7 protein-coding genes are annotated in these 12068 nt (G+C 70.8%); all 7 read right to left on the bottom strand.

Annotated features, from left to right (window positions below):
• Window positions 1-31: 31 nt before the first annotated feature.
• Window positions 32-1288, bottom strand: coding sequence for a PLP-dependent aminotransferase family protein (locus ACGFYV_RS04275; RefSeq protein WP_393876812.1), 1257 nt, complete (start codon window positions 1286-1288; stop codon window positions 32-34).
• Window positions 1289-1377: 89 nt separating this feature from the next.
• Complete coding sequence (locus tag ACGFYV_RS04270; RefSeq protein WP_393876811.1) at window positions 1378-2424, bottom strand: isocitrate/isopropylmalate dehydrogenase family protein; 1047 nt, start codon at window positions 2422-2424, stop codon at window positions 1378-1380.
• Entirely contained in the window at window positions 2421-4424 is a 2004-nt protein-coding gene (locus tag ACGFYV_RS04265; RefSeq protein WP_393876810.1) for an aconitase family protein, read from the bottom strand. The genes ACGFYV_RS04270 and ACGFYV_RS04265 overlap by 4 nt, the downstream gene beginning before the upstream one ends.
• Entirely contained in the window at window positions 4408-5670 is a 1263-nt protein-coding gene (locus ACGFYV_RS04260) for a LeuA family protein (protein ID WP_393876809.1), read from the bottom strand. Before ACGFYV_RS04260 ends, ACGFYV_RS04265 begins: the two co-directional genes overlap by 17 nt.
• A 126-nt stretch (window positions 5671-5796) precedes the next feature.
• On the bottom strand, window positions 5797-7680 hold the full coding sequence (locus tag ACGFYV_RS04255) for a non-ribosomal peptide synthetase (RefSeq protein ID WP_393876808.1): 1884 nt from the start codon (window positions 7678-7680) through the stop codon (window positions 5797-5799).
• Between the two features lie 22 nt (window positions 7681-7702).
• Window positions 7703-8875 (bottom strand): acyl-CoA dehydrogenase family protein, encoded by a 1173-nt coding sequence (locus ACGFYV_RS04250; RefSeq protein ID WP_393876807.1) that lies wholly within the window; start codon window positions 8873-8875, stop codon window positions 7703-7705.
• The gene (locus ACGFYV_RS04245; protein WP_393876806.1) at window positions 8872-12009 is read right to left on the bottom strand and encodes an amino acid adenylation domain-containing protein; all 3138 of its coding nucleotides are present in this window, start codon (window positions 12007-12009) and stop codon (window positions 8872-8874) included. Before ACGFYV_RS04245 ends, ACGFYV_RS04250 begins: the two co-directional genes overlap by 4 nt.
• Between the last annotated feature and the right edge of the window lie 59 nt (window positions 12010-12068).

The following is a 12068-nucleotide window of genomic DNA, read 5'->3' as shown; positions in this document are numbered from 1 at the left end:
TGCTGTACGCGCGCGAGAGCTGTCGGCGGCACTATGTCCCGGCCGAGGAGAACGCCGCGGGGCCGGCCTCCGCTCCCCTCGCCCCACTCGCGCGATGGCCCGCGTGGAATACGCCGGCCAGCCGCTTCAACCCCCGGTCGATCTCCGGTGGATGGTGCGTGGTGAAGGACAACCGCAGGGTGGCCGGGTTCGCGGGGCCGGCGAAGAACGGGGCTCCCGGGACGTAGGCGACTCCGTTGGTGACGGCGTCCAGCAGCAGTGCGGCCGTGTCGAAGCCGTCGGGCAGCCGGGCCCAGACGAACATTCCGCCGTCGGGGCGGCTCCATGTGCTGCCTTCCGGCAGGACATGCGGAAGCGTGGTGAGCAGCGTGTCGCAGCGTTCTTTGTAGGCGGCCTTGACGGGCACCAGGCGCGCGTCCAGGTCGTGTTCCGTCAAGTACCGCGCGGCAGCGGCCTGGTCGACGGTCGAGGAGTGCAGGTCCAGCGACTGCTTGGCCAGCACACAGGCGCGGCGCAACGCCACGGGCGCCCGGAGCCATCCCAGTCGCATACCTGGAGCGAGCACCTTGGACAGGCTGCCCAGCAGTACCGTCCGGTCCGAGGCTTCCTCGTGCGCGGTGATCCACGGCACCGGTTCCCCGCGGAAACGCAGTTCGCCGTAGGGGTCGTCCTCGGCGATCCAGAATCCGTGTTCCGCCGCGAGGCGTGCCACCGCGTGCCGGCGTTCCGCGGGAAGGGTGTGGCCGGTGGGGTTCTGGAAGGTGGGGACGATGTAGAGGAGCCGGGGGCGCTCCCTTGCGACGATGGTCGCCAGGGCGTCGACGACGATGCCCTGGTCGTCGGTCGGCACAGGAACGACGCGGGCGCCGGCGAGGCCGAAGCATTGAAGGGCCGCCAGATAGGTGGGCTCTTCGACGACCACCACGTCACCCGGGTTGAGCAGGGTGGTCGCCAGCAGCGCGAGCCCCTGTTGTGCGCCGGTGGTGATCATCAGATCGTCCGGGTGGCTGGGCAGCCCCTGGCGGGACAGCCGCGCGGCGATCGCCTCCCGAAGGCCCGGGTCCCCTTCGGTGACGGAGTACTGCAGCACACGGTGCGGGGACTCGCTCAGTACCCGGTCGTAGGCGGCCCGGATGTTGTCGGTGTCGAACAGTTCCGGCGCGGGAAGTCCGCCGGCGAAGGAGATCACCTCGGGGCGAGCGGTCAGCGCGAGCGCCTCGCGGATGACCGATCCGCCGGTCGAGACGGCCCGTTCGGCGAGGCTGGGGGGAGGGACACGTCGTTCCATGGATGTCAGCGTTCTCCGGTCGTCGACGGCCGGCCGCCAGGGCACCGCCTGGCGCGAGCGCGGGGCGGTCCCGGCGGCCGGTGTCGTGGTCAGGGGGTGGGGAGGTCCGGAAGAGCGGACAGCTTCCGGTCGAGCAGTTCCATGACCTTCGCCATGAACTGCCGTGTGCTTCCCCCGCCCCCCAGGTCGGGGGTCGCCGCCTCGCTTCCCGCCGCCTCGGTCAGACAGTCGCGGAGCAGGCCGGCCGCGGTGCCGTGGCCGAAGTGATCGAGCATCAGCACCAGGGACATCGCGGCGGCGTACGGGTTGGCCGTCCCCTTTCCGGCGATGTCGGGGGCACTGCCGTGCACGGGCTCGAACAGCGCGAAGTCCGTCTCGGGGCAGATGCTCGCGCTCGACGCGAGGCCGAGGCCTCCCATCAGGGCCGCGCCTATGTCGCTGATGATGTCGCCGAAGAGATTGGGCGCCAGGACGCCTTCGTACGGCGTCGGATCGCGCACCAGGTTGTAGCAGAACGAGTCCACGTACTCCTCGGAGCCGACCAGTTCGGGGAACGCCTCCAGTTCACGCCAGAACACGTCCTGCCAGAGTCTGCCCGTGTTCGGCACGGCGTTGGACTTGTGCACCAGGGTCACCTTGCGGCGATGCTGCTCCCTGAGCCGGCCCAGGCAGAAACGGACGAAACCCTCGACGGTGTCCCGCGTGTACACGCACTCGTCGATCGCCACCGTGACCGCTCCGGACCGGGCGATCGAACCGCCGACACCTGCGTAGAGTCCCTGCGTGTTCTCGCGGTAGAGGTCGATGACACCGTGCTTCAGCACGATGGGGCGGTAGTTGACGTACAGATCGAGGCCTCTGCGCAGGCCGAGCAGGATGTCGCGGCCGTGCGCCATGTCCGGGATGCGAGGGTCGCCGAGCGCGCCGAGGAAGACCGCGTGGTAGTCGCGGGCGAGACGGCTGATCGCCCCGGCGGGCAGCCCCACGCCCGTGGCGAGCCATTGGTCGGCACCCCAGTCGAAGACATCGTGAGAGATGCCGAGCCCGAACGCCTCGTCGAGTGCCGTCAGGGCGGGCAGGGCCGCCGGGACGACTTCCTGACCGATCCCGTCTCCGGGTACCACCGCGATTCTCATGGGCGGGCCCTTTCCGCGAGCATGGCTTCGACGGAGCTGAGTCGGCCGGCGATCGCCGTGGCCGCCACCACGTAGGGGGAGGCCAGATACACCTGTCCGGGCCCCGAACGCCCCGGGAAGTTACGGTTCTGCGCGCTGACGGTCACCTCGTCCGGGCTCTCCGACACTCCCGGTCCGGCGTTGATGCACGCTCCGCACGAGGGGGGCAGGACCTGCACGCCGACTTCCTCGAACAGACCGATGTAGCCGCGTTCGACGGCGTACGCCATCACGGATTCGCTGCCGACCTGGATGTACGCCCGCACGTCCGCGGCTACGGCCAGGCCATGTGCGCGTGCCAGTTCGAAGACACTCGCGTACATGTCCATGTCGTACGCCTTGCCGCCCGTGCACGATCCTCCGTAGACCTTGTCGACCCTGACGTCCTCATGGACGGAGGCAAGGGGGACGGCGTTCCTCGGGTCCCCGGGGAGCGCCACCATGGGTTCGACCCCGGCCAGTTCGATGTCCACGACGGCGCTGTAGGTGGCACCCTCGTCCGAGGTCAGGTAGGGCACGCCGGGATCGTGCGGTGCTCCGTGGCGCCCTGCCAGGTGGCCGCTCGTCACGTCGTCGGGTTCGAACACGGCGGTCATGCCCCCCGCCTCCACCGCCATGTTGCACAGCGTCGCGCGCTCGTCGGTGTTCAGCTCGGCGCAGCCGGGACCGGTGAAGAGCAGGACCTTGCCCAGCGTCTGGCTGCCCTCGATCTTCGGGTGCGCCAGCAGGGCCAGCATGAGGTCCTTCGCGCACACGCCCTGGTGGAGCCGGCCCAGCAGGTTGATCTTGATGGCGGCGGGGACCTTCACCAGGATCTCGCCGTTGTACCAGGCGTTCGCGATGTCGGTCGCTCCCACCCCGAACGCGAAGGCGCCGAGGGCGCCGGCCGTGCACGTATGGCTGTCCGTGCCGATGATGATGTCACCGGGCCGGGCGACGTGTTCCATGACGTAGTTGTGGCAGATGGCGCGGCTGCCCCCCGTGTCGGAGGGGCCGATGAAGTGACCGCCTTCCAGCTCGGCGAAATCCCGCTGGCGCCGGCCGAGGTTGTGGACCCGCTCGATGAGTTCCGGACCGCGCGGGCGGCGGGTCAGCACCTGCTCCGCCAGCGAGAGATGGTCCTGGAAGAAGTAGCAGGAGTCCGGATCGTGGAGCGTGGCCTCCGCGCCGAACTGCTGGGTGAACATGCCGGCCGCCATGGGGGTCACGTACTCGTGCGAGAACCTGACGTCCGTCCGCACGAAGTACGACTCGCCCACCCGCACACTGGAGTCGGCGGGCGGCCGGTTCCGGGACGAGAGCCGGCTCTGGATGATCTTCTCGACGATGTTCAGCGGCCTGCTTCCGTCGAAGGCGGTGCGGACCGCGGAGCCCGTTCCGTCCCGGTGGGCGCGGTTGAAGCCGAACAGACCGCCGAGATCGATGACGGCGCGCTCGATGTCGTTGGCGCTGCGCGTGAACGCCTCCAGCGGCAGCTCCTCGCCGGCCAGCAGAGCGGCGAGGACGTCGAAGTCGTCACACGTGACGATCCCGACGTTGCGGCAGTTCTGCTGGTAGATCCGTTCGAAGGACCGGGCGAAGACGAGCTGGACCCCGGAGTACTTCTCCGCGTACACGGCGTGCTCCCGGGAGGACCCGCTTCCCTTCGCCTCACCGCTGACGATGATCTGCGGGGCGAACGCCTTCACCGCGCCCTCGCCGAACTGCCGTCCGCGCAGGCCCAGGTAGGCGTAGTCGCCCAGCTTCTCGTCGTACCAGTAGCAGCACCATCCGGGGATGATCTCGTCCGTCGAGATGTTGTTCCGCAGCGGTTCGCGCAGCAGCTGCTCCGGTGTCGAAGAGCCGCTGCCGTCGAGCTGGGACGCGAGAAGGTCCGGGCTCTCGGTCATGACCAGGACGTTGCCGCGGAGCCTGATCGTGCGGTCGCGGCCGGCCTTCGCCGCTTCACCTGCCTGTCGCAAGGACCAGTCCTATCTCTTCGTCGGTCAGGGGCGCACCGTTCGACTTCGCCCGCTCCAGCACCCGCTTGATCAAGGAGGCGTCGTCCGTCGCGTGTCCGTGCAGCGTCAGCCAGTACTTGACGTTGCTCTCGCCCGACGCCGCGTCGATGAGCACTTCCTGCTCGCGGCCGAGGAGGCCGGCGGGAACCCCCGCGTAGACCCCGTCCTTGATCGTGGTGCTGCCCTTCTCATGGGCCTTGAGGATCGCCGAGGCGTGCACTCCGGCACTGGTCTTGAAGACGTCACGGCCCATGGCGGGGTAGTTCTGCGGGATGTCCACGCCGAGCAGCGGCGCCGCGTACCGGCAGTACTCACTCAGGGCCTTCAGGTCGTAGGCCCGGTGACCGTCCAGATGGCTGTTCACCATGAGCTGGTCGAGGGACGCGTTGCCCGCCCGCTCGCCGATTCCCAGGATGGTGCCGTGGACGCGCGCACAGCCCAGGGCCAGTGCCGTGAGCGAGTTGACGAGGGCCAGCCCGCGGTCGTTGTGCCCGTGCCATTCGAGCTCCACGGGATGACCGCGGTCCGCGAAGTACCGCTGGGTCCAGCGGATCAGCGCTTCCGTCCCGCTGGGCACCGCGGCACCGACCGTGTCGCAGAGCGTCAGCCGCCCGGTCCCCGTCTCCATCGCCGTGTCGTAGACGCTGCGCAGAACCTCCGCGGTGCAGCGGACCGCGTCCTCCAGCACCAGGACGAACGTCACGTTCCCGCGCTCGCACTCCGCAGCGGAGGTGCGGATGGCGCGCTTGATCACCTCGATGTCCCAGTCCTCCACGTACTGCCGGATGGGACTGACACCGATGAAGGCGTAGGCCTCGACCGCGACCCCGGCCCGCTGCCCCACCTCGCAGATCGCGTTGATGTCCGCCGGGTGGGTGCGGCCCGCGTAACCCGGCACCAGGTCGAGGCGGTTCGCCGCGATGTACTTCGCGATCTCCGTGCACTCCCGGGCGGCGGCCACGTCCGAACTCGGGAAGCCCAGGTCCGCGGACCGGACCCCGGAGCGGACCATGTGGTCGACGAACTGGAGCTTCTGCTCCAGAGTCAGTTCGCGGATGTGCGGGGCCTGGAGGCCGTCCCGCAGCGTCTCGTCGAAGAAGATCCCGGAATAGGCCGACGCGGGGGAGGGCTCCTCCGTTTTCACGCTGTTCCAGGTGAACCACACATCTCCTGCTGGCGGCATGTGCTCGCCCATTGCTTCACTCACCGTTGTCTCCGGAGTGTCTCGTGCGGGTAAGAGTGATTGCTCTCCTGCTGAGGCGTCCCGCTCGTGCGGGGCGGAGCGGGGCGGGCCGGGACGGGACGCGTCCTCACGTCCCGGCCCGGACGATCCTCAAGCCGTGTCGGCGGGCCGGGGGCCGAGCAGTGCCGCCACACGTCGCAGGTCCGGCTGCCGCATCACCTGCGGCGCCCGCAGCCGCACCCCGCTGTCCTTCTCCAGCGCCACGAGCAGCCGGGCTATGTCGATGGAACTGCCGCCGGCGTCACGGAAGTTGTCATCCAGCCCGAGGTCCGGGTTGTCCAGAATGGTGCGGCAGTGCGCCAGCACGCGCCGCTCCTGCTCCGTCTCCGCGCCGTCCAGCCGCGAAGCCGCTTCACCGGCCTGCGCGTCGGTGCGCGGCTCCTCCTGGGCCAGCAGCGCCTTGCGGTCCACCTTGCCGTTGGCGTCGTACGGAAATCCGCCGACCACCCGGACCCGCGACGGTACGACCTGCGGGGGCAACCACCGGGCGGCGTGCGCCAGCAGTTCGGCCTCGTCCGGTTCCGCGCCCGGTGCGGGCAGGACGAAGGCCACGACCTTGTCGCCGCCCCGGGAGGCGACCACGGCTCTGCTGACCCGCTCGTCACGCTCCAGGGCCGCCTCGATCTCCGCCGGCTCGATGCGTATGCCGCTGATCTTCAGCTGGTCGTCCAGGCGCCCGAGGAACTCCAGAACGCCGTCCGTCCGCATCACGACACGGTCGCCGGTCCGGTACGCACGGCCGCCCGCGCCGCCCTCCGCGGGCGAGGCGGGGAACCGTCGCGCCGTCAGCTCCTTGTCGAGGTAGCCCAGGGCGAGGACCGGTCCGCCGATGCGCAGTTCGCCCGCCGTGCCACGGGGTACGACCGCCCCCGCGCCGTCGGTGACGTAGGCGACCGCTCCCGCCAGCGGACGCCCGATCGGCGGGGCGTCCACGCTGCCCGCCTCGGCCGGGTCGAGGGGGTGGAAGGTCGTTCCGATGGTGGTCTCGGACGGGCCGTACACGTTGTCCACCTGCGCGGTGACGTCGGCGGCGGGCCAGCGTCGGAGCCGGTCGCCACCGATGCACAGGTAGCGCAGGGACTGGTCCCGCGGCCAGGGCCGGTCGAGCACGGTTTCCCCCAGAGGGGCGGGCAGCAGGGTCGCCGTGATGTCGGCCCTCGTCCACCAGTCCGTGAGGGCGGCGGGATCGCTGCGCGCCTCCCGCGGGGCGACCACGAGGGTGGCGCCGGCGCTCAGGCCGCCCCAGAACTCCATGAAGTGCGCGTCGAACGCGGTGTGCATGAACAGGGCCTGCCGGTCGCCGGGGCGCAGGTCCGCACGACCCCGGTACCAGCGGACGACACGGGCGAGGGAGGCCGCGCCGACGAGGACGACCTTCGGCGCGCCGGTCGAGCCGGAGGTCAGCACCGCATAACGGGCACCTTCGGTGTCAGCCGCCACGGCGGTGCCCTGCGGCGGCGTGTGCACATCCAGCCGGGTGGCCGTGGCCGCGCCGTCGGGAGCGGGCACGTCGACGGCGGAGCGGGCGAGGGGCAGCGCATCGCCGGGTTCACCGAGGACACAGGTGAGGCGCACCGCTTCGGTGAGGGCGAGCAAGCGGTTGGCGGCGGGCTGCGGTCCGAGCAGGATCTGCACGGCTCCCAGCCGGGCGAGTGCGACGGTGGCGGCGGCGAGCAGGGCGGAGTGTCCGAGGCACATGCCCACGATGTCCCCGGGGCGGACCCGGGGCCGCAGCGCCTCGGCCACGGCGTCGGCCGCCGAACTCAACCGCGCGTACGACCACTGCTCACCGTGATCGTCGACGGCGATGGCCTGCGGGGTGCGCCGCACCCAGTCGTCGAACGCCGCGAGCACCGGGTCGGCGAGGGTGTCGTCCGTGTCCTGCGCTACGGGGCCGATGTCCTCCTGACTGCTGTAGGCGATGCTGAGTTCCGCCTCGACCGGCGGATTCGTCACATGCGTGGTGTCGTTCATGGTTCCTCCGGGTCAGGACGGCTCAGCCAAGGCCCATGGAGCGGGCGATGATCACCTTCTGGACCTCGGAGGTCCCCTCGATGATCGTCATCATGCGGATGTGGCGGTACAGGTACTCCAGGGGATGACCGCGGACATATCCGGTGGCGCCGTGCACCTGGAGGGAGCGGTCCACGACCTTGGTGGCCGTCTCGGTGGCCACGAGCTTGGCGAGCGCGGCGTTCTCCCCGCTCTCCTCTCCCGCGTCGACGAGTTCGGCGCACGCCAGGGTGAGCAGCTTGGAGGTCTCGACGCCGGCGCGGCTGCCGACCAGGTGCTCCTGCACGTGCTGGTAACTGCCGATCACCTGCCCGAAGGCCTGGCGCTGCCGGGCGAACTCGACGCCCGCCCGGAGCGCGTACTCCGCTATGCCGTTGCACTGCGCGGCGACGAGCAGGCGCCCGTAGGCGAGACTGTCCATGGCGAACTCCACGGACGCGCCGATGCCGTCCTTGTCCCCGATGAGCGCCCCCATCGGCAGCCGGACCTGGTCCAGGAGCAGTTCGAACAGCGGCTCGCCCCCCATGCCGAGGTAGCGCTGGCCGCGACGTACGCCCGGGTGGTCGAGCGGCATGATGAATGCGGTGGCACCGCCGGCGCCGGCCGCGCTCGCCGCGACATCGGCGATGACGACGGCGTAGTCGGCGTGGCCCGCGTTGCTGACGAAGGTCTTGCGTCCATTGAGCAGCCAGCTGTCGCCGTCCCATTCCGCCTTGGTCGCCATCGTGAAGGCGTCGGAGCCGGAACCGGGTTCGGTCATCGCCAGGCACCGCAGCTTCTCGCCGCGCACCATCGGCACGAGGTAGGTCTCGATCTGTTCGGGCGTGCCGTGCGTCAGCATCCAGCTGGGGCCGTCGGGGCCCGCCAGCGCGTACGGGGCGAGGGAGCAGCCGCTCGCCCCGGCGGCGTGGTGGAGTTGCACCAGCGCGGTGAGCGGCATGCCGGCGCCGCCCATGTGCTCGGGGTACTCGGCGCCGTAGAAGCCGAGGGCCGCCGACCGCTTGCGCACGTAGTCGCGAAGTTCCCGGGGCGGTCCGTCGACGGGTTCGGGCACCTCGGCGGCGAGGGGCACGAGTTCCCGCCGTACGAAGGAGTCGAAGCTGAGGACGAGTTCATGGTGCGTGCGTTCCAGCACCGAGGAGGGCTGTGCGGTCACCGCGACACCTCCGCGAAGACACGCGCCTGGTCGGCCAGGACCGGGTTCTGGAAGATCTTGCGCAGCTGGGGCCGGAATCCGAGCCGGGGCTCCAGCCAGGCCGCGAGCTGGGCGGCGATGAGCGAGTGGCCGCCGACCTGGAAGAAGTGCGAGTCGGGAGTGAAGCGGTCGTGGCCGAGGACCTCCCGCCAGCCTTCGGCGAGCAGGTCCTCGCCCGGACGGCTGAAGACCTTCTCGCCCTCCGGGGCCGACGGAGCCTGCTCGCGCGGTGTCAGGGCGGCCATCCGGGCGAGTTCGACCCGATTCGGCTTCCCGCCCGCCAGCGACGGCATCGCCTCCAGGGCGACCCAGCGGGCCGGGAGGAACGCCGTCGGCAGCCGCTGGGACAGGGCCTTGTGCAGGACCCGTTCGTCCAGGGGTTCGTCGGTCTGCACGAACCCCATGAGGGCGGGACCGCTCTCCTGGTCCTCGTGCAGGACGACGGCGCAGGGCCGGCCGCCCAGTTCGGCGGAGGCGGCCACCTCGATCTCCTCGACCTCGATCCGGTGGCCCCGCAGCTTGATCTGGTTGTCGCGCCGCCCCAGGAAGTGGATGCGGCCCGCGAGGTCGCGGTAGCCGCGGTCGCCCGTCCGATAGACGCGCGCTCCGCCGAGGGCGGGGACGGTCAGGAACCGTTCCGCGGTCGCCGACTCGTTGTCCAGGTAGCCGAGGGCCAAGGTGCCGCCGCCGATGGCGAGTTCACCGATGGCCCCGGCGGGCAGCGGGTGCAGGCCTTCGTCGAGCACGTGGACCGTGGTGCCGGCGATCTCCGTGCCCAGCGGGGCGTCACCGCCCTGAGCGATGTCGTCGGCGGTGACGGTGTGCGTGACGGACGTGACCGTGGCCTCGGTGACGCCGTAGGCGTTCAGCACGGTGAGGCCGGGGTGCATCCAGTCGGCCAGCACGTCGAGCGGCAGCCGCTCACCGCCGAGCACCAGCGTCCTGGGCGACCACCTGCCGTCACGCCATGCCTCGGTGAGCTGTGCGCGTACGGAAAGGAAGTAACTGGTCGGCAAGTTGGCGACCGTCACCTGACGTCCCGCGAGCACGGCGACCAGCTCCTCGGCCGTGGGCACCTCGCGGCGAGGCAGGACGAGCGCCGCCCCGGCCGCGAGAGTGGCGAGCACGTCCTCCAGGTTCTGGTCGAAGGAGGGCTTGGCGAAGACCAGGACCTTGTCCCGGGGGGTGAGGGCGAGCCGGTCGCCGATGCCGGCCAGGTAGGTCTCCAGCGCGTCGCGGGCGACCATGACCGGCTTGGGCAGTCCCGTCGAACCCGAGGTGTGCACCACGTAGGCCACGCCGTCCATCGCCCTGCCGGGCGCGGCCCGCGGGAACTCACCGCCGTCCAGCAGTCCCACCGGCGGACTGTCGACGGGCAGGGAGAGGGCGCTCTCCCGGGTGGCCAGCACCAGCGCGGGCCGCAGACGGTCCAGCAACTGGGCCAGCCTGGGCTGCGGGTCGTCCGGTGACAGCGGTGCGTACACCGCACCGGTCCGCAGGCAGGCGAGCAGCGCCGTCACGCTCTCGGCCCCGCGTGGCAGCACCACCGCCACCGGTCGTCCCGCACTCACCCCGGCGCTGGAGAGCCGGTTCGCCAGTGCGGTCACCTCGCGGTCGAGATCGGCGTACGTCCACGTCAGCGCACCGCTGACGAGGGCCGTGGCCGTCCCGTCCCGCAGCGCCGGGTCGAAGGCGACGGCCGGCCGGTCCTGGCCGGCCTGCCAGGCGGGCAGCGCATCGCCGGTCAGGGGGGCCAAGGAGGCGAGCGTCGCCCCCGGACGGGCCAGGTAGTCCTCCAGCATGTCCTTGAACCGCCGCGACAGCAGGGCGATCGATTCCTCGGGGAAGACGTCGGCGTCGTAGTCCCACACCAGCGTCATGCCGGCCGCCGCATGGCCCTCCGGACCGCTGATGGTCCGCTCCTGGGGAATGACGACCACGTCCAGGTCGAAGTCGCGGGTGGTGCCGGCGTTGAACGCCTCCACCATCGACATCTCCAGGCCCGGCAGCTCGACTCGGGGCAGGGGGGTGTCGTGGGCGCTGAACATGACGTTGAACATCGGGTTGCGACTGCCGTCGGTGTGCAGCCCCAGCGCGCGGGTCAGTTCCTGGACCGGCACCTCCTGGTGAGGCAGTGCGCGCATCAGCACGTCGGTGACCTCGTCGACGCCCTCCTCCGCCGAGGCGTGCGGGTCCGGGCGCAGGCGCACCGGGATCGTGTTGACGAACATGCCGACGCTCTCCTCCCAGCCGGGCCGGCGGTTGCCCGTGGCCGTCCCGACGAGGAAGTCCTGCTGACCGCTGTGCCGGCGCAGCAGTTCTCCGAAGAGGGTGAGCAAGGTCGTGTACGGGGTGTGTCCGGCGCGCGGGCAGTGCGCGTTGAGCTGCTCGACCAGGCTCCGGTCGAGAGTCTGGCGCAGCTGGGCTCCGTTGTGACGGCGTTCGGCGGCGGGCCGGCCCAGCCCCGGGAGGCTGATCTCGTGCGAGGCGTCGCGCAGTTCTTCCTCCCAGTAGCGGCGGCTCGCCTCCTGCACGCCGGTACGCGCCCCCTCGCGCAGGTGCTCCACGTAGCTGCGCGGCTCGGGCAGCACCGGGGTCTCGCCCAGCACCCGGGCACGGTAGAGCGTGAACAGGTCGCGCAGGGCGATGATCCACGAACGGCCGTCGTGAACGAGGTGGTGCTCCACGTGGATCAGCCGGTGGTGCCCGGGGCCCATGCGCACGAGGCACCAGCGCACGAGCGGTGCCGTGTAGGTGTCCATCGGCAAGGCGGCTTCCGCCCGGACGAGCGCGGCGAACTCGTCCTCCGGATCCTCGGCCGAGGACAGGTCCACCTCGCGGACCCGGGGCTCGGCCTGCTCGCTCACCCGCTGGCCGGGCAGTCCGCCGTCCCGGTCGACGAGTTCCAGCCGCAGTCCCGGGTGCCGGCGAAGCACCTCGGCCCAGCTGTCCACCAGGGCTTCCCGGTCGAGTTCTCCTCGCAGCTCCAGGGCAGCGGTGGAGTTGTACGCATGACTGTCAGGGAGCATCTGCTCGTGCAGCCACACGATCTCCTGTGAGGAGGAAAGGGGGTAAATGGGGCCTTCCTTGGGCATGGTGCCTTCCTTGGGCTCGTGCTTGAGGAGGGGGGAGTGACCCGCCGGGGTGCCATGGC

The organism is Streptomyces sp. NPDC048297 (assembly GCF_043201585.1).
Taxonomy (GTDB): Bacteria; Actinomycetota; Actinomycetes; order Streptomycetales; family Streptomycetaceae; genus Streptomyces.
This window is presented reverse-complemented; position numbering and strand designations above follow the sequence as displayed.